Here is a 20,295-nt window from a genome sequence, read left to right on the forward strand (position 1 = left end):
TGACATTGAAAATATGGAGTATTGCGATCACTGTCTCGCTGCTCATGTTTGTTTTGGCAACGGGGTGTAAGGGTAGCACGCAAAACCTAGGAAAGGAGGTATCGAACAAGACGGAGAATGCCACGCCGGCGGCCAGCATAGCGGAGGAGAATACACTGTCTCCCGACCCGACTCCGGCTGCTTTGCCCGCGACTACGCCGGACGCGAAACTGCCGAAGCGTGACCCGCAGTCGGCGCCGCTTGACGTATTTCAACAGGCGAAACAGCTCGGGAGAGGAGTCAATCTTGGCAACGCGCTTGAGGCGCCGATTGAAGGGCAATGGGGAATCATTTTACAGGAAAGCTACTTCAAGACGATCAAGGATGCAGGCTTCGAAACGGTCCGCGTTCCGATCAAGTGGTCGGCGCATGCGGACGCGAAAGCTCCTTACGCTATTGACGCTAAGTTTTTCGAACGCATTGATTGGGTCGTCGACCAGGGGCTGAAGCAGGAGCTGAACGTCGTTCTTGACATGCACCATTTCGATGAGATCTATCTGAATCCAGATGAGCAAGAGGCTCGTTTTCTGGCGCTATGGAAGCAAATCTCGGCACGGTACAAGGAGCTTCCCAGCAATGTGTATTTTGAGCTGCTCAATGAACCAAACGGTTCTCTGACCTGGTCAAAATGGAATAGAATGATGAAGAAAGCGCTCGATACGATTCGGAGCGAGGATCAGTGGCATACGGTCATTATCGGCTCCGTCAACTGGAGCAATTATGCTGAACTTGTGTCGCTCGACATTCCGGTTAACGAACAAAACGTGATCGTTACGTTCCATTATTACGATCCTTTTCTCTTCACCCACCAGGGGGCAGAATGGGGAGGGCCGGAAATCGCAACCATCGGCATCATTTGGCCAGGTCCTCCGGCGCAGAAGGTGGAACCGATCACTGCCGCAAAGCAGGTGAAGTGGGTGGACGATTGGTTACAAGATTACAATACGAAACCGGTGGAAACGAATCCGGCAGGTCCCAATTCAATTGTGGAAGCCTTTGATAAGGTGAGCAATTGGGCAAAGGAGCACCATCGCCCGATCTATCTTGGCGAGTTCGGCGCGTACAGCAAAGCCGATATGCCTTCACGAGCTCGTTGGACGACCTTTGTGCGAGAGGAAGCGGAGAAGCGCGGTTTCAGCTGGGCTTATTGGGAATATTGCTCGGGCTTCGGCGTATATGACCCAATAGCTAATCGGTATCGGAAGGAATTGCTGGAAGCACTTATACCTCATAAGGAATAGCAAGGCCTATTGAATACATAATTAGTTCAATTGGGTGGAGCGCTTGTCGGAGGACAAGAAACGGGTACGATAGTTCAACGACACCCGATTACTGTCGGCAGATCGACCGGCAGCCTATTCAGCTAACGGGCTGATTTGTGTAATGATTATATATGATAATGCAAAAATGCCTCCAAACCACTGAACGTGGATTGAAGGCGCATCCCAAGGCGCTTTGCGCACCAGATTGAAATGATAAGGGACGACCTGCGGCTTTGAAGTCTGCAAGGTCGTTCTTTGTATGTCCAAATGGAGATTTCGTTAATAATTAGCCATTCGACCAAACAAATACATAACAAATTGCAACATCTGATTTACCTTTGGCAAACGGTTTGCTATGATTAGTTTACAACAAGCTGCAAATTTGGACTCATTCATCGATATGCGGTCAAAGACCGATCAATAGGCTGAGATACCTAAATTGTGCACAGAATGGACTGGTCCGAATGAGAGGGAAAGTGAAAATCCAAGAAATCGCCGATTTTGCTGGCGTTTCAAAGTTTGCTGTGTCGCGCGCGCTATCAGGCAAGAATGGCGTGAGCGAGCGAACGAGAGAAATGATCATGAAAGCGGCAGGCCAGCTCGGATACTTCAAAAATAATGAGCCCTCCCGGTTTACGGGAGAGCTGAACGAGCATGAGGACGTGAAGCGGAGCGGAACCATTGTCGTACTGTTTCCGAACGTGCGTTATCAGAATCGGGATTCCGTTTACTGGGGTCCTGTATTTGACGGCGTCAACGCGAGATTGAGCCAACGGGGCATGGACATTATTACGCTGACCGAACCGTCTGGCGAACATGTGTTTTCTCTTCTCAAGCCAGAAGCCATTCAAGGCGTCATTACGATCGGCTCTGTTTCGACTCAGATTCTGCTCGATATTAAACGAATGAATATCCCTGTCGTTATGATCGACCACAGTGATCCGGCACTCCATTGCGACACGGTATTCTCCGACAATTTCAGCTGTATGCAGGAGCTCATGACGAAATTAATCAGCAAGGGATACCGGAAGTTCCAGTATGTTGGGAGCATCAAGGATGCGCCTAGCTATTTCGAGAGATGGCTTGCCTTCCGTACGACGTTGGAAAGCTACCAGATCGAATTAAATCAAGACCCGCAGCTGATCGGTCCCGACGCACAAGATATGTATCTGTTATTCTCCAAGATCAAGCTGGGAGAGCTGCCTGAGGTTTTCGTCTGCGCGCACGACGTGAATGCAAGGTATTTGATCGAAGAGCTGAATAAGCTTCAGATCCAGGTGCCAGAACAATGCGCCGTTACCGGCTACGACAACACCTGCGACAATTATCCGATTCTTGCAACGGTCAATGTGAACAAGGAATTGCTTGGAATGAGAGCAGTCGATCAGATACTGTGGCGGATCCTTAATCCGAGCTCGTCCTATGAGAAAAAGTTGATTTACGGCGATATTATTATTCGAGATGCCCATGCTCATCCCGTTGCGAGCATGGAATCCGTTATCTGAATTCGGGAGCCTTTAAGCCCGCCTGAATGCGTCGAAGCGCTCAGGCGGGCTATTTATATGCCGTTTTGGAATGTCTTAAGACCTAACAAAATAACAAATACATAACAGTTTAAAAACTAAAGATAATTTAATTTGTTATTTTAACCAAAATTTAATTGACTGTTTTTGGTAGTGGGTGCTATGATCGGCATGTAGTTTTGTGAAAGTTAGCCTAACGGTGGTGGTGAGAAAACATTAAACGGTGAAATGTAAACGTTTACGTTGGGGAATCTGGTAAAGAAATGCAGTTCGAGGGCGGATTGGCTATTGCTCCGAAGTACGGCAAGACAAACAAATAGGAGGTTGTTTTGCAATGAGAAAAATGAAAGCACTTACAATCTTGTCTGTCGCTTTAATGCTTACTCTAAGTGCATGTGGAGGAGGCAACAGCAATAACAGCAGCAATGGCTCAAACACAACCGAAAGCAACACTGCTTCCAACACAACTACTGAACCTGCCGCAAACAATGCCGCAACCGAAGAAAATGCCGCAGCGAACGAGCCTGTGGCGGAAGCCATCGATTTAGGCGGCCGCACAGTCAAAATCTCCATGTGGTGGGATGGCAAGCCAAAAGGTGAAACGGCTGGCGAGAAAGCCTCCCTCGCGAAGATTGCAGAGCTCGAAGAAAAATATAACATGAAGCTCGAATTCGTGAACATTCCGTTCGATCAATACATGGACAAGTTCACGACCGCAGTGCTTGCGGGTGAGCCGATGGCCGACATTTCGATCATGGAGTTCAAACGCGCGATCGCGCCAATTAAACAAGGCTTGGTACTTCCGCTTACAGACTTCACAACGGCTGATAACGACATCAACAAAGAACAGAAGCACGTTCAGAAGCTGCCAGCAATCGGCGGAACGGAATATTCGTTCAACACGCCCGGCATTTCGGCAGTGGGATTGTACTATAACCGCGATCTAATCAAGAAGCTTGGCTTGCAGGATCCGCAGGATCTGTACAACAACGGCGAATGGACTTGGGAGAAGTTCATGGAAATCGCGAAGCAAGCAACGACTGACTCTAACAACGATGGCAAGAAAGATACATGGGGCTACGCAGGCTGGGCAGCTGACGCGGCTCGTCACATTGGCGTAACGAACGGCGCGCTGTTCGTTACCGATACGGACTTAACGCTAGGTTTTACAGATCCGAAGATGTCTGAAGCGCTTGAATTCGTTAACCGTCTCTACAGTGTGGAGAATGTCGTGAAAGTGAAATCAGGCAATAAAATGGACTGGAACGAAACAAATACGTTTAAAGACGGCGATGTCGCCATGTCGATCAACTATGACTGGAACATGGGTGATCTGACCTTCGAGGTTGGTATCGTGCCTAACCCGGCAGGTCCGCAAAGCGACGGGAAATACACCTTCGCGAACACGGCGCAAAATGGTTACTTTATTCCAAAAGGAACGAAGGACCCGGAAATCGTGTACCAAATTTTCGAAGAATTGCAAGATATCCCTGCGACAGAAGAGTACCTCGGTCAAGACTGGCTTGAGTCCCGCTTCAAGAACGAAGCTGATATCAAGATGGCGATCGAGCATGTAAACGGTACTGGTCGCCTTTCGATTGAAGAAGGCGTAGCAGACTTCCCGTTCTTCACGATCATGGATGACATTATCATAAAAAATCAATCCGTAGCGGCAACGCTTGAGAAGTATAAGGCAAACGGCCAAGCTGCGCTGGATAAGCTGAAATAAGCTGATTGGAGCTGTACTGGCAACTAAGGAGAGGGGCTGCCGACTAATCGGTACAGCCCCTTTTGTTTCACCAATTCCCGATGCTACTTCAACTTATCATGCGATCATAACAACCTAACTGTCCAGTTAGTTCGTTAGGTGAAAAAATATGAGGTTGACCGCAGATCAAGTCGCCGCATAGGAGGGCTGACATTGAAAGGAACTGTTCGAAGGAAGAAGTTGACTTTATGGTCGATCGGCATCATTGGAGCGGCCGGACTAATTGTGCTCTGGTCTCAGCTTGGGGCAGACAACGTTAGCGGTGCTGGCGAGAAGTCGTCGTTCGTCAGCGGTTCATGGACCTCGCTGCAGCAAGAACGAGGAGACTACACATCGTACCTGGCTAAGAATCAAAGTGCCGGGTTTCCTGATCGCGAAGTAATCATCAATGCTTCCGACTATGCGAATGCGGAAGGCGATGACATCGAGCAGCTCGACAATTACGAGGGAATGAGCGGAACTTCGCTGAAGACCGGCGAGCAAGGGCGAGTCGACTGGTCGGTGAATGTCCCTGAAGCGGGCTTTTACAATATTTCGGTGCAGTATTATCCGATACAAGGCAAAAGCTCGAGTATTGAACGGTCGTTGTTGATCGATGGCGAGCTGCCGTTCGAGGAAGCGGATTATTTGCAGTTCGACCGCATTTGGGACAATGAGCTGGATCAGGTGAAGCGGGATAACCGCGGCAACGACCTGCGTCCGCAGCAGTTTGAGCGGCCGGAATGGCGGAAAGCACTGCTTAAGGATTCGAACGGCTACTACGCGGATCCTTTCCGGTTCTACTTGACCTCAGGAACGCACACGCTCTCCTTCGTATCGCAGCGCGAGCCGATGGTCATTCGGCAGCTGCGCTTATATCAAGACAAGCATCCTGCGCTATATGAAGAAACGGTCAAGCGATACGAACAGGAGGGCTTGAAGGAAACAGACGGAATGATCATTACGGTTCAAGGCGAGGACGCGCGCGTTAAGTCGTCTCCGACGCTTTATCCGCAGACTGAACGAGCTAGCGCAGCCGTGAAGCCGTATAGTCCTGAGCTCGTTCGGGTGAATACGATCGGCGGCTACAATTGGCGCATGCCCGGTCAGTGGATCGAGTGGGAGGTTAATGCTCCGGAAGCCGGACTTTATAAGATCGCTCTTAAGGCCAAACAACAATTCGTTCGCGGCATCTACTCGACGCGAACACTATACATAAACGGCGAAGTTCCGTTCAGGGAAGCAGAGCGAATTCCGTTCCGCTATAAGAGTGGATACCGCATCGACGTCATGGGAGACGATGAGCCGTATTTGTTCGAGCTAAAGAAGGGCAAGAACATCATCCGCCTTGAAGATACGCTCGGAGAATTTGCGCCGCTCATCCGCGAAGTGAAAGACAGCTTATTTAACCTCAACGAGATGTACCGCAAGATCATTATGATTACAGGCGCATCACCGGATAAATTCCGCGACTACCGGGTGGATGAGCAGGTGCCGAACTTGCTGAAGACGTTCAAATCGGAGGAAGAAAGACTGACGGCCGTCAGCAAAGAATTGAAGAGACTGTCGGGCGGAAGCAGCGATTCCGAAGCGCTTCTCAAGACGATGGCGCTGCAGCTTGGCGAGCTCATCGATAATCCGGACACGATTCCGCGCCGCCTTGCCGCTTACAAGAGCAACACGGGCGGTCTGGGCACTTGGCTGCAGAAGGCGCTCGAAATGCCGCTGCAAATCGATGAAATCTATGTCGCTTCGCCCAATAAGAAGTTTCCTTCCGCCGGTGACGGATTTTTTACGAGGCTTATCCATGAAATCTCAACGTTCGCTTATTCCTTCTTCATCGACTACAACCAGATCGGCAATGCATCCGATGAGAAGAATCCGCGTTCCATCACTGTGTGGATCGGAAGCGGCCGCGACCAGGCGAATACGCTGAAGGCGATGATCGATGAAACATTCACTCCGGAGACCGGCATTAACGTGAATCTGAAGTTGGTACAAATGAATACGCTGCTGCCGGCTACGCTTGCAGGTCAAGGGCCGGATGTCGCGATGCAAATCAGCAACGATATTCCGGTGAACTATGCGATGCGCAAAGCTGCAGCCGATCTGTCGCAATTCCAGGATTACCAAGAAGTGGCCAATTGGTTCCGTCCAAGCGCGCTAGTTCCGTTCACGTATCAGCAGGGTGTCTATGCGCTGCCTGAAACCCAAACCTTCAATATGCTTTTTTATCGGAAGGATGTTCTGAAGGAACTGGGCCTAGAAGTGCCTCAAACTTGGGACGATATGTATAAGCTGCTTGCAGTGCTGAACAAGAACCGGATGCAGCTTGGCATGCCTATTACGACACCTGCGACCTCCGTGCCTATTCCAGGCCAGAACATTCCTCCTAATGCCATCTTTGCTACACTGCTCATGCAGAATGGCGGACAATTTTACCGGAATGAAGGAAAGGAATCCGATTTGGATTCCAGAATCGGGGTCGAAACGTTCAAAACCTGGACAGACCTCTACAGCGATTATAAGCTCGAGCGCGAATTCGATTTCGCGAACCGCTTCAGAACCGGTGAAATGCCGATCGGTATCGTCGATTATACGACTTACAACCAGCTGTCTGTATTCGCGCCGGAAATTCGCGGCATGTGGGGCTTCGTTCCAATTCCGGGCACGATACAGCCGGACGGCACGATCCGAAGAGAGACGCCAAGCAATGGAAGCGGTACGCTCATGCTAAGCGGCGCGAAGGATAAGGATGCCGCATGGCAGTTCATGAAATGGTGGACCGGCGAGGAAGCGCAGACGAAATACGGCCGCGAGATGGAGGCGCTTATGGGCGCATCTGCCCGTTATCCGACCGCGAACGTCAAAGCGCTTGACAGCTTGCCTTGGCCAATGGCCGATTATGAAAGCTTGAAAGAGGAATTTGAGTGGGTCCGCGGCATTCCGGAGGTTCCGGGCGGTTACTTCACCGGACGGCATTTGCAGAACGCATTCTTGAAAGTCGTCGTCGGTGCGGATACGGAGGCGCGCGAAGCGATCCTCGACTACGCGCAATATATCCAAGATGAAATTCGCGCGAAACGCAAAGAATTCGGCCTGCCGGAATAAAGGAGGGGTCCAAATGTCAAATATCGATATCCCGAATCAACGAACAAAGACAAGGGCAGGAAAAACGCCGACGAACACTCCGAGCTGGTGGGCTGTCAAATGGGAGATCATGAAGGGGCACAAGCATTCTTATATCCTAATGTCGCCATATTTGCTGCTCTTTGCCGTATTTACAGTACTGCCTGTCATTATGTCTATCGTTATTAGTTTCACTTACTTCAATATGCTGGAATTTCCGCGTTTTATCGGCTGGCAAAATTATGGCCGCTTGTTTCTGGAAGACGACGTGTTCTTAATTGCGGTCAAGAATACGATCCTCTTCGCGGTTATTACGGGACCACTCAGCTACATCGCCTGCTTTGTGTTTGCATGGCTCATTAATGATTTACGGCCGAAGCTGCGCGCATTCATGACGCTCGTGTTCTATGCGCCATCAATTTCGGGAAACGTATATTTCCTGTGGCAGATGATCTTCTCGGGTGACCGTTACGGCATCGCGAACGGTTTCTTGATTAAGATGGGGGTTATTCTGGACCCGATTCTATGGCTGAAGACGGAAAAGTACATTATGCCGATCGTCATCCTCGTTCAATTATGGCTTAGTTTGGGTACCGGCTTCCTTGCCTTCATAGCAGGTTTGCAGACCGTCGATAAGACGCTCTATGAAGCCGGGGCCGTCGATGGCGTAAAGAACCGTTGGCAAGAGCTATGGTATATTACGTTGCCGTCGATGAAACCTCAGCTGATGTTCGGCGCCGTCATCCAGATAACGGCGTCACTAGCCATCGCGGACGTTTCCATCTACTTGGCCGGCTTCCCGAGCGTGAACTATGCCGCGGAAACGATCGTCACGCATCTGATCGATTTCGGTACGATCCGATTCGAAATGGGTTACGCTTCCGCAATCGCGACCGTCTTGTTCCTCTTGATGCTTGGCGCGAATTTGGCGGTTCAACGACTTCTCAGGAAGGTGGGGAATTAACCGCATGAAGCTTGCGCTAACGCTTCGTAAAAAACGCGTAAACCGTTCCTTTGCCGGGACATTCTGGCTTACGGTATTTCTGGCTCTCGTTGCTTCTTTTATGGCGCTGCCGCTCGTTTATGCGCTTAACGCGGCGTTCAAGCCGCTGGATGAAATTTTCTTGTTCCCGCCAACCTTGTTTGTCAGGCATCCGACCACGAGCAATTTCATTGATCTGATGACGCTGCTCGGTCAATCGTGGGTACCGTTTTCGCGATATATTTTCAATACGTTCTTCATTACCGGGATGGGAGTAGTCGGTCACGTATTGCTGGCTTCCGCCGCAGCATATCCGCTGGCGAAGCATCGTTTTCCGGGCAGCAAGATCATCTTTACGATCGTCGTACTGTCGCTGATGTTTACGCCGCAGGTTACGGCAATCCCGAACTATATGGTCATGTCTTGGATCGGATTAATCGACACGTACTGGGCGGTCATCGTGCCAGCCTTCGCGTTCTCGCTCGGCCTCTACTTGATGAAGCAGTTCATGGAGCAAATTCCCGACGCGCTTCTCGAATCGGCGAAGATCGACGGGGCAAACGAATACCGTATTTTCTGGCAAATCGTCATGCCGAACGTAAAGCCGGCTTGGTTGACGCTTGTCATTCTCTTGTTCCAGATGCTTTGGGGTACGGACGGCAACGGATTTATCTATAGCGAACAGTTGAAAACTCTTCACTATGCATCCAATCAAATTATTTTCGGCGGGATTGCCCGTGCCGGCGTTGGCTCGGCTGTCGCATTGATTCTCATGAGCGTACCGATTGCCCTGTTCGTATTCTCGCAAAGCCGCATTATCGAAACGATGACGACGTCCGGCATGAAGGACTAGAGGGGGTGGAAGCGTGCAAATAAAGAGAGTGTTCCTGGTTGCTGCGATTATAGCGCTGGTGATGACGATCGTTGTGCCGCCGCCGGCTTCGGCTGCTGCGCCTTATGAAGCTTACAATTACGATTTTTACGGGGATGCAGTGCCGCTGCCCGCGCCCTACTTGCCGGACTATGCGATTACCGGGAGCAGCTTGGGTGTCGGCGATTTCAATCAGCCTAAAGATATGTACGTGACGCATGACGGCACTATATATATCTTGGACAGCGGCAATGCGCGCGTGGTCATCCTTGATAGTCAATTAAACGTCAAGCAGATCATCACCAAGTTTGACAATAACGGCAAGGAAGATGGCTTCGCAGCGCCGGAAGGGCTGTTCGTCTCGGAGAAGAATGAAGTCTATGTCGCCGATACCGAGCATAATCGAGTCGTCGTCCTTTCAAACGATGGCAAGCTGATCAAGATCGTGGAAAGTCCGAAATCGGATATTTTGCCGAAAGACTTTAAGTTCGTGCCGCTGAAGGTAACCGTGGACAGCGCGGACCGATTATTCGTAGTCGCCCGCGGCGTTTTTGAAGGCATCATGCAATTCGACGACAAGAAGGTATTCATGGGATATGTCGGCACGATCAGCGTATCGCCCAGCCTGTGGGACCGGCTCTGGAGATCATTGTCCACGAAAGCGCAGAAGCAGCAGATGGAGCTGTTCATCCCGACCGAATTCGCAAGCGTCGATATTGACAGCAAAGGGTTCGTTTATGCGACTGCCATCGATAACACGTCGGATGAAACGATCAAACGGCTTAATCCATCCGGCCAAGATGTGCTAAAACGATTCGGCTACTGGCCGGTCAAAGGCGACATCCGCTTCCGGAGGTTCGGCAATAACTCGGGTCCGTCGAAGCTCACTGACATTAAGGTGCTTGACGGCGGCATGTATGTAGCACTGGATTCGAATCGCGCGCGACTGTTCACGTACAATGCCGAAGGCGACTTGCTCTATGTTTTCGGAGACAGAGGCAACCAGCTTGGCGTATTTAATACGCCAGTGGCCGTGGAACAAATTGGCGATAAGCTCGCCGTGCTCGATCGAGGCAAGAACAATATCGCGGTCTTCCGTCCTACGGAGTTCGGCAGCCTGGTTCGTCAAGCAACGATTCAGCATTACAGCGGGAACGATAACGAGGCCGTCAAATTATGGGGCCAAGTGCTGCGTCTGAATACGAACTATGAGATCGCATACCTAGGTATCGGCAAATCGCTGCTCATGGAGAAGAAGAACGAAGAGGCCATGGAATATTTCAAGCTCGGCATGAGTCGAAAAAACTACTCCGTTGCCTACAAACGATATCGCCGGGAAGTAATGAAGGACAATTTCGGCCCATTCATGACGGTGCTGATCTCGCTCGTTGCCGCATTCGTCGCGTTCCGCATCGCCAGGAACGTGATAAGAAGGAGGACTGTGAAACGTGAAGCAGGATTATATTAAATTTCCGCTCCATCTCATCTTGCATCCGTTCGACGGATTCTGGGACATGAAATACGAGAGCAAAGGGAAGGTCAAAGTTTCCTTGGCCATACTCTTGCTGCTTGTGCTGACGCTCATCCTGCAGAAGCAATTCGCAGGTTTTCTCGTCAATTTCGTGGACCCGAGGTCGTTAAACAGTCTGGATGATTTGCAATTCACGGTGCTGCCGTTCTTCCTGTTCTGCATAGCGAACTGGTCCATTACGACACTGATGGAGGGCGAAGGCAAGTTCAAGGAAATCGTTATGGCAACCGGCTATGCGCTGCTGCCGATGGTACTGCTCAATCTGCCGATCACGTTTATAAGCCGGTTCATGACGCAGGAGGAGACGCCATTCTATTGGCTGGTAAACAGTGTGGCGAGCATCTGGTTCCTCCTCTTGCTGTTTATCGGCATTATGACGGTCCATCAATACACGCCGGCTAAAGCCATTCTCACGTTAGGGCTGTCCGTGATCGCAATGGGATTCGTCGTATTCCTCGGCACGCTGGCATTCAGCTTGGGATTACAAATTTATTGGTTCGTTTATGATGTGTATCGTGAAATCATATTCCGTACGTAAAGGAGGCCGCACCCTTGAATAACCGAATGAAATGGTATGCGGCGCTGGCTTGTATCGGGATAGCGGGTATCTCGGCTCTCGCCTATTACCAGTCTACTAAAGGTGCGCCGGCGATCGAGGTAAGTACCTATATGCAGCCGGACGTTAAACCGGCCGCGGCCTCAGAGCTTAAGTATTTGCCTGATCGCGCACCTGCCGTTCCAGGAATGAAGCTTGCGGCTCAATCGGATACGCTGGCGCTGTATTTCAATCCGGACACGACCGAAATCGCGGTGCTTAACCGAATCAGCGGCAAAGTATGGCGGAGCAATCCGGAGGATCTGGGCTCGGACGCTAAAGCGTCGCCTTTCGAGAAGGACCGGCTGGCCGCCCAGGTTACGATCAATTACAGGGATGTAATCGGTACGCTTGGAACGATCACGAATTTCACGGATAGTATCGCACGCAAGCAGTTTAAGGCCGAGGGCATCGAGAACGGCATCCGGCTTACGTATACGATCGGGGACACATCGCTCGGCATCGATGCGCTGCCGAAGAGAATCAGCAAGAAGCGCATGGAAGAGAAGGTATACAGCAAGCTTGATGAAGCGACGGCGAAATATGTAGGCAACCGGTATTTCCCGCTCGAGAACAATCCGGAGGTGCTGGAGCGGCTCGATACGGCGGTATCCAGAGCGCTCGTGCTCAGCAGAATGCTGGATGCTTTTGCGAAAGCAGGCTACACGGCAGAGGATTTAGCCGCTGATAATCAAGAGAACGGCTTGGCTGTCGAGGGCGGAGCGAGCCGGCCGAACTTTACGGTTCCCATCGAGTATCAGCTCGCCGGTGATGAACTGACGGTCCGCGTTCCTGTGCAAGAGATTCAGGAAAGCAAGGGCTATCAAATTCGCACGGTGGAGCTGCTCGATTTCTTCGGTGCAGCCGGTTCCGATGCGAAAGGCTACATGCTTGTTCCGGATGGCTCCGGGAGCTTGATTCAACTGAATAACGGCAAGATTGGCGAGGAGGTCTACGCCCAGCGTGTCTATGGCGAAGACGAGAACAACAACTCCCGCCGCCGGGGGCAGCTGTCGGAAGCCGCGCGCCTGCCTGTATTCGGCATGAAATCAGGCGATGACGCCTGGTTCGCCACGATCGAGAAAGGCGAAGGCATCGCCAGCATCAACGCCGATATTAGCGGCCGCAAAAATTCGTACAACTATGCGTACGCGAGCTTCGCCATCCGCGGAGAGGATGAGCTCGAAATCTACAAAGGCAATAAGGTGGACGAGATTCAGCTTCTGACCGAGGATTCCTTCAAAGACGATCTGCAGGTCCGCTACAGCTTTTTATCAGGGAGCGAGGCGAATTACTCCGGTATGGCAAAGCGCTATCGCGAGAAGCTGGTTCAGGATAAAGTGCTGCAGCCGAACGAATCGCAAAGCGGACTGCCGTTCTACCTCGACGTGCTGGGGGCCGTGGACAAACAAAAGTCGATCCTCGGCATTCCGTATAAAGGGCTCATGCCGATGACGACGATCGACCAAGCCGGTCAAATGGCCGATCAGCTGAAGGCTGCCGGCGTTTCCAACATCCAAATGCGCTATGTCGGCTGGTTCAATGAAGGCGTCGATCATAAAATCGCGAAGAACGTCAAATTGGACAGTGAACTTGGCAGCAAAACCGAGCTGAAGCAGCTGTCTGAGAAGCTTGAGGCGATGGGCGGCCGTTTATATCCGGATGTCGCGTTCCAGCATGTGCTTCGCGAGAATCGCAACTTTAAGCCCGCCTCGGATGCGGCGCGCTTCGTAACGCGCGAGCAAGCGATGCTTGCGCCAATCAATCGCGCGTTCAACGCGATGGACCTTTCGCTTGGCTCCTTTTACTTGCTTTCTCCGGCCAAGCTGCCTTACTTCGTTGACCAATTCATCGACAGCTATGACGGCTACGGAATCGATGCCGTTTCGCTCCGCGATTTGGGAGACTTGTTGCAGGCCGATTACCGGGTAAGCCGCGTCATATTCCGCGATGTCGCGAAGAACATCGTTACGGAGCAGCTGGGAAAGCTAGAGAAGAGCAATCCCAATATGATGTTGACCGGCGGAAATGCATATGCGCTGAAATATGCGGATGAGTTGATCGACGTACCGATGGCCTCCAGCGGTTTCGGCATCACTGATCAGGAAATTCCATTCTACGAAATGGTCATACACGGTTATAAGAATTATGCCGGCTCTGCCCTTAATCTGGATGACAACCAAGATTTGACCTACCATATGCTGCGTTCGCTGGAGTATGGAGCCGCGCCGCATTTCTTCTGGTCTTATGAATCGTCGTCCAAGCTGAAACTGACTGCTTACGAATCGTTTTTCTCGACGCATTATACCGATTGGCTCAAAGCCGCTTCCAGTCTATACGGCAAAGTAAACGATGTCCTCGCCGGTTTGCAGAACAGAACGATTGCAGAACATGTCCAGCATCAACCCGGCGTCGTACAGGTGCGTTATGACAACGGTACCTCCGTTTATGTGAACTATACGGATAAGTCGGTTACGGTCAATGGCATTCAAATCGCAGCCAAAAATTTCTCGGTAGGCGGTGACAATTCGTGAACCTCAGACGATTAACCTTGTCGCAGAAGCGTGCATTTCTCGGAGTCGCGTTTATTACGCCTTGGCTGCTTGGCTTCGTGTTCTTGTTCGCGACGCCGCTGATTCAATCCATCCGATTCAGCTTCAGCGAGCTGAAGGTGGCTCCGGGCGGGTATTCGCTGGACTTCATCGGACTGAAGAACTTTACCGATGCGCTCTCGGTCGATCCGAACTATAACCGGATCCTGACCGAATCGTTAACGGAAATGGCTTGGAACGTGCCTATGATCCTGTTCTTCAGCTTATTTACTGCTGTCATGCTAAACTCGAAGTTTAGAGGCAGATCGATTGCGAGAGCGATATTCTTTCTACCGGTCATTCTCGCTTCAGGCGCCGTAGCCGCAGCTCAATCCTCCGGATTGATTCAGTTAACGGGCAGCTCCGAGGTTGCACAGGAATTAGGACTTGCACAGAACGGCTTCGACCCGCTTATGCTCGCTTTTATGCTTGCCGATGCGGGTATGCCGACCATTTTCATCGAATACATCATCGATGCCGTACAGAGGATCTATGAGATCATTAGCAGCTCCGGCGTCCAAATTCTTATTTTTCTGGCAGCGCTTCAGTCTGTACCGGTCACGATGTACGAGGTCGCCAAGATGGAAGGCGCAACGCCATATGAGACCTTCTGGAAGATCACGTTCCCTATGGTAAGTCCGCTCATTCTAACTAACATCATCTATACAATTATCGACTCCTTTACGGAAAGCCAGTTAACGAGAACGATCTACACCACGGCATTCCAAGCGCAAAATTTCGGTCTGAGCGCCGCGATGTCTTGGATCTACACCATTGTCATCAGTTTGATTCTCGTAGTCGTCGGCATTCTGGTTTCCAGGAAAGTGTTCTACTATAACTGATGCAGAAGGGAGGAGAACAGCTTGAAAGGTTCGCTTATGGAGAACGAGATTGTAGTTTTGAGGATGCAAAAGGCGAAGAACAAATCAATCGAGCTGCTGTGGTCGATTTTTCGTTACATTCTGATTATCGGCATCTCATTCGTCATCATCTATCCACTCCTTCAGCAGCTTTCGGTCGCTATCAAAGATAAGACCGATATTTACAATCCGACGATCTATATGATTCCCGTTCATTTCACGACGGAGAATTTACGGCTCGCATTGAGTGTGCTGAATTATTGGCCGCTGCTGAAGAATACGCTGCTATTCGTCGTCTCGACGACGGTACTGCAAGCTGCGTCTTGCGCCCTTGCAGGCTATGGTTTTGCGAGGTTCACATTTCCGGGGCGCAATATTCTGTTCACGCTCGTTATTTTGACGATTCTCATTCCTTCGAGCACGCTTATGGTGCCGATGTATTTGCACTTCCGCAACTTTGACATCATGGGCTTGGTGAACCTGTTTACAGGCAAAGAGGGCATCAACATGCTGAATACGTATGGCCCCTCCCTGATAACGGCCGCTCTTGCCAATGGCTTGAAGTCGGGCTTGTACATTTATATTTTCCGTCAATTTTTCCGCGGCATGCCTGCGGAAATTGAGGAAGCAGCGCTCATCGACGGAGCGGGAGGCTTCCGGACGTTCTTTACGATCATGCTGCCGAATGCGATTCCTCCTTTGATCACGGTCACGCTGTTTGCTTTCGTGTGGCAGTATAACGATACCTTCTACAGCTCGCTCTTTATGAGCCAAAGCAATCTCATGGCAATCAAGGTTGCTTCCTTGCCGGCTGATGCCAATCAATATTTGCCTGGCATTCTAGGAGTCGGCGCGGGCTCGAACGTGAAGGTTGATCCGAACCTGGTATCCATGATTGTGGATACGGGGGTTCTGCTGGCCATCGCGCCGCTTGTGGTCATGTATCTGTTTGTTCAACGATTTTTTGTAGAGAGTGTCGAGCGGACAGGCGTCGTTGGCTAACCGGAGGCGTGAGAGGAGACATCACTCATGATCAATCGTAAACTAGCCCTCTTCGCAGGCGGAAGTTTACTCATGTTGGCTGCCGTCGGCTTTATGGCGCTGACAGCGAGTAAAGGTCCCACAAATCAAGTCGGGCAGTCGCAGAAGGAGTCGGGATCGGCTCCTGATGCAGGCACGACGCAGTCGCAGAAGGAGTCGGGATCTTCAGCTAATACTGGGACGGCGCCGGATGCGGCGCCAACAGCGAAAGTGCCGGTCATTCAAAATGTTGTGGAGAATGCAGATGCCATCGAGCTCTATACGAAATTCGAGCTCACGCTGGAGATGGACGCCGATTATAAGAATCCGTACGCTCCGCGTGAGATTGACCTTTCCATGGATTTGACTTCGCCAAGCGGGAAGAAGTGGTCGGTTAACGGCTTCTATGACGGTACCGGATTTGCCTGGAAGATCCGGTTCTCGCCTGATGAAGCCGGCAAGTGGAGCTACCGGCTGCATGCCGTAACAGCTGGGACTGTGAGCGAAGGGTCGCAAGGCTCGTTCGAGGCGACTCCTACCAAGAGTCGTGGCTGGATTCAGGTTTCGGACGATAATAAGCGGTATCTAGAATATAGGGACGGCTCTTCCTTCTACGGTGTAGGCGTAGCCTACCCTTGGGGAATTACCGATGTCAATCTTGATAAAATCGCAGAGCACGGCGGCAACCTCATTACCTACTGGAACGGCAATTATGACAGCTCCGGCAACGGCGGCGGCAGCAATCAGCTGCAATCCTCCACATTCGGAGTCGAGAAGATCGACCCGCTGAAGGCGAAGCGCATCGATGACTTGATCGAATCATTCGAGCAGCGGGAACTGCACATGAACTTCGTCATTTGGCCGCACGACTCGCTGGCCGACACCTTGGACGGGTGGCCGAAAGCTTGGGAGAAGAGCGGTTATGCGGTACTCGGCGAAGCGAAGGATTTCTTCACGAGTCAAGAGATGTGGGTGTATCAGGAGCATCTCTACAGGTACATCATTGCCCGCTGGGGATATAGCAGAGCAATCGGCATATGGGATTTGGTATGCGAGATTAACGGCACGGACGGCTGGGTGCACGGCAGCACAACAGATACCGATGCTTGGACGGCGAAGGTGCACAGTTATTTCAAAGAGCATGATCCGTACGGGCATCCGACGATGGGCTCGATGGCGGGGAATCGCCAGGATTATTGGGATTATGGCTATCGGACGCTGGATCTTGCCGATCGAGAGAACTACTACAATCTCAGTTACAAAGCCTATGCCCAAGATATCCGCAAACGGTGGGAAAGCTATGAGAAGCCGCTTATGATCGGTGAAACAGGCAATGTGACCGATACGCTGAAGTATCATCAAACGATCTGGATTTCGCTCGCAAGCGGCTTGGCGTCCTCGCCGTTCTGGTGGGATTTCGGACAAGTCAGCGACGAGATGTTTCTGCATATGAAGCATTTTGCCGCGTTTACGGCGGGTATTGATTTTCGCGAGAAGCGCGTTCCTGTGAACAGTGCGGAAGGCGATGAAGGCGGACAGGCGCAAGCATGGGCGATGCAAGGAGAACGTCAATCCTATGGCTGGCTGCTCAAGGAGAACGGTGGAGCCGAAGGCAAGTCTGTTACGCTGCCGAATTGGCCGGCTGGCATGTACACGTTGACTTGGTACGATCCTTGGACAGGTACTTCGCTTGACGGCGTGCCTGTAGAGGCAGTGGACGGCAAGCTCGTTCTCGCCTCGCCGGACACCTCTCAATCCGATCTGGCGTTTACGATTACGCGGAACTAGTAGCATGACGATCAAGCATGGGGAGGCGGAGTATGTCAGCAATTGCTGGAGATCACAGCCGATTTCAAGTGCAGCCGAAATTAATCAATCCGAATGCCGATGATTGCGCCAAACGGCTGATGGCATATTTATGCGATACCTACGGACGAAAAATGTTGACAGGACAGCAGATTGGCGTTATCACGACGCCTGAGATGGATTTCATCCATCGCGAAACAGGCAAATATCCAGCTGTTGGCGGATTCGATTTCATGAACGATTCCCCTTCGCGCTTGGAGCGTGGAGCGGTTGGGACGGACACGGCGTTGGCGCTCAAGTGGTGGGAAGAAGGCGGCATTGTCACCTTCTGCTGGCACTGGAATGCGCCGAAGGACCTCATTGATCAGCCTCCCGACAACGGATGGCATCGCGGTTTCTATACGTCGGCGACGACATTCGATTTGGCTGCAGCGATGGAGAAACCTGATTCCAAGGATTATCAGCTGCTGCTGCGCGATATCGATGCCATTTCGGGCTTGCTGGCCAAGCTCCGGGACGCCGGCGTACCTGTACTGTGGAGGCCGCTTCACGAAGCATCCGGCGGCTGGTTTTGGTGGGGGGCGAAAGGCCCTCAGCCGTGCATCCGGCTGTGGAAGCTCATGCTCGAACGCATGACCAATATGCACGGACTCCATAACTTGATTTGGGTTTGGAACGGTCAGCATAAAGACTGGTATCCCGGTGATGAATACGTTGACATCATTGGCGAAGACGTCTATGTCCCAGATCGCAATTACGTTTCGAGCGTTAAGAGATTCTATCAGGCAGTCGATTATACCAAGGAAGCCAAAATCATCGCCCTCTCGGAAAACGGACCGCTGCCCGACCCTGCCAGCATGCTTGCGGACGGAGCGCTTTGGGCGTGGAACTGCACGTGGTATGGCGAATTCGTGAAGTCCGAGCAGTTTACCGACTGGGACATGCTCCGGAAATTCTACGATCACCCATTCACGCTGACGCGTGAGGAGCTTCCCGACTTGAGAAGCTATCCATTGCCAGTGCGAGAATAATAACGTAAAGGAGAGAAGAAGCGTTGCCGACCGAATTGTTCATCAAAGGAATGACGTATGGATGGAATAGTTCCCGAGGCTCTTACAGGCAGCCTTATGCGGTTGATTCTCTCCGCAAGCTGAGCGAGACAGGCAGCGAATGGATCGCATTATCGTTTTATACGATGCAAAATAATGTATATGCCACAGAAATTCCGTTCGATTACGGATTGACGATGACCGACCGGGATATCGAGCATTCCGTAAAAGAAGCGAGGGCGCTGGGGATGAAAGTATGCTTGAAGCCCGTCGTCAACTCCAAGGACGGGATCTGGCGCGCGCATATCGGCTTCCCGGAGGAGTCCGGTGCAGAGCCTTACTGGGATGCATGGTTCCAGTCTTATGGCAATTTTCTTAGCCACTATGCGGAGCTCGCTCAAGAATTAGGCTGCGAGATGTTCTGCATCGGCTGCGAAATGGTGAAGACCGAAGCCAAGCAGGAGCATTGGACGCGGCTAATCGCGCGAATCCGGAGCATCTATGACGGGCCGATCGTCTATAATGCCAATCACGGGTCGGAGGAACGGATCAAATGGTTCGACCAAGTGGATCTCATCGGTACGAGCGCTTATTATCCGGTCGCGAATCACCCTGGCGACAGTGAAGAGGAAATGATCGCCAACTGGCTGCCGGTGCGCGAGAAGATGGCTTCGCTTCACGCGAAATTCGGCAAGCCGATTATCTTCATGGAAATCGGCTGCCGGAGCGCGCTTGGCTGCGCGACGATGCCTTGGGATTTCACGCATACCGAGCTGCCCGTTAGTGAAGAAGAGCAGGCGAATTTCTACAGCTCGGTCTTAAAGGTGTTCTGGGACGAGCCATGGTTTGCCGGTTTCTTCTGGTGGGATTGGAGCGTGAAGCTGTACGACAAGGAAGAGGCGCAATCGAATGTAGGCTTTGATATTTATGGCAAGAAGGCGGAGCAGATCTTAAAGGAATGGTATGAGAAGCCTAAGGAATCGCTGGTCCATCTTGGATAATGTATCACGGTAGCCTATTTTTTGGAATGCAATAGCGCTTGTTATGACCGTCAGAGAGTTGTTCTCTGGCGGTTGTTTCATTATAAGCATGCTCAGAGGCACACCAAGGGAATGTGGTGATCGACGTTGATATCCAAGGCTACTTCGACACCGTCAACTAAGAGAAGCTGATGAAACTGGTCGCCATGCGATTCAGATCGGCACATCTTGATGATCGGCTGATCAACTAATTGGTAGTCCTATCCGATTGTTCATAGTTTTTGGGATCTTGAGGAAATAAAGGGGGAGG

14 protein-coding genes are annotated in these 20,295 nt (G+C 51.4%); all 14 read left to right on the top strand.

Going from position 1 to position 20,295, the window contains the following annotated elements; translation table 11 throughout:
• Positions 1 to 5: 5 nt before the first annotated feature.
• The 14 genes from AC0YN4_RS03485 (at position 6) to AC0YN4_RS03550 (ending at position 20,006) form a co-directional block, all read left to right on the top strand.
• Positions 6 to 1,280, top strand: coding sequence for a glycoside hydrolase family 5 protein (locus AC0YN4_RS03485; RefSeq protein ID WP_475835157.1), 1,275 nt, complete (start codon positions 6 to 8; stop codon positions 1,278 to 1,280).
• A gap of 485 nt (positions 1,281 to 1,765) precedes the next feature.
• Positions 1,766 to 2,806, top strand: a complete 1,041-nt coding sequence (locus tag AC0YN4_RS03490) for a substrate-binding domain-containing protein (RefSeq protein WP_475780025.1) — start codon at positions 1,766 to 1,768, stop codon at positions 2,804 to 2,806.
• 352 nt (positions 2,807 to 3,158) lie between these two features.
• A complete protein-coding gene (locus tag AC0YN4_RS03495) occupies positions 3,159 to 4,553 on the top strand; it encodes an ABC transporter substrate-binding protein (protein WP_475780024.1) in 1,395 nt (464 codons plus the stop codon).
• A 192-nt stretch (positions 4,554 to 4,745) separates the two neighbouring features.
• Complete coding sequence (locus tag AC0YN4_RS03500; protein ID WP_475835158.1) at positions 4,746 to 7,682, top strand: extracellular solute-binding protein; 2,937 nt, start codon at positions 4,746 to 4,748, stop codon at positions 7,680 to 7,682.
• A gap of 109 nt (positions 7,683 to 7,791) precedes the next feature.
• The gene (locus tag AC0YN4_RS03505; RefSeq protein ID WP_240548257.1) at positions 7,792 to 8,664 is read left to right on the top strand and encodes a carbohydrate ABC transporter permease; all 873 of its coding nucleotides are present in this window, start codon (positions 7,792 to 7,794) and stop codon (positions 8,662 to 8,664) included.
• Positions 8,665 to 8,668: 4 nt separating this feature from the next.
• Complete coding sequence (locus AC0YN4_RS03510) at positions 8,669 to 9,535, top strand: carbohydrate ABC transporter permease (protein ID WP_475780022.1); 867 nt, start codon at positions 8,669 to 8,671, stop codon at positions 9,533 to 9,535.
• Positions 9,536 to 9,548: 13 nt separating this feature from the next.
• Entirely contained in the window at positions 9,549 to 11,021 is a 1,473-nt protein-coding gene (locus AC0YN4_RS03515) for a gluconolactonase (protein WP_475780021.1), read from the top strand.
• Complete coding sequence (locus tag AC0YN4_RS03520; protein WP_475835159.1) at positions 11,002 to 11,622, top strand: Yip1 family protein; 621 nt, start codon at positions 11,002 to 11,004, stop codon at positions 11,620 to 11,622. Before AC0YN4_RS03515 ends, AC0YN4_RS03520 begins: the two co-directional genes overlap by 20 nt.
• Before the next feature lie 14 nt (positions 11,623 to 11,636).
• Positions 11,637 to 14,213 carry a DUF5696 domain-containing protein gene (locus AC0YN4_RS03525; protein WP_475835160.1) on the top strand — a complete coding sequence of 859 codons (2,577 nt, stop codon included), beginning with the start codon at positions 11,637 to 11,639 and terminating at the stop codon, positions 14,211 to 14,213.
• Complete coding sequence (locus AC0YN4_RS03530) at positions 14,210 to 15,112, top strand: carbohydrate ABC transporter permease (protein WP_475780018.1); 903 nt, start codon at positions 14,210 to 14,212, stop codon at positions 15,110 to 15,112. The genes AC0YN4_RS03525 and AC0YN4_RS03530 overlap by 4 nt, the downstream gene beginning before the upstream one ends.
• 63 nt (positions 15,113 to 15,175) lie before the next feature.
• The gene (locus AC0YN4_RS03535) at positions 15,176 to 16,132 is read left to right on the top strand and encodes a carbohydrate ABC transporter permease (RefSeq protein WP_475780114.1); all 957 of its coding nucleotides are present in this window, start codon (positions 15,176 to 15,178) and stop codon (positions 16,130 to 16,132) included.
• Positions 16,133 to 16,159: 27 nt separating this feature from the next.
• On the top strand, positions 16,160 to 17,938 hold the full coding sequence (locus AC0YN4_RS03540; protein ID WP_475835161.1) for a DUF5060 domain-containing protein: 1,779 nt from the start codon (positions 16,160 to 16,162) through the stop codon (positions 17,936 to 17,938).
• A gap of 32 nt (positions 17,939 to 17,970) precedes the next feature.
• Positions 17,971 to 18,987 carry a glycosyl hydrolase gene (locus AC0YN4_RS03545; protein WP_475835162.1) on the top strand — a complete coding sequence of 339 codons (1,017 nt, stop codon included), beginning with the start codon at positions 17,971 to 17,973 and terminating at the stop codon, positions 18,985 to 18,987.
• 23 nt (positions 18,988 to 19,010) lie between these two features.
• On the top strand, positions 19,011 to 20,006 hold the full coding sequence (locus AC0YN4_RS03550; protein ID WP_475780015.1) for a glycoside hydrolase family 113: 996 nt from the start codon (positions 19,011 to 19,013) through the stop codon (positions 20,004 to 20,006).
• Positions 20,007 to 20,295: the final 289 nt, after the last annotated feature.

The sequence above is a fragment of the Paenibacillus sp. J22R3 genome (assembly GCF_056269305.1).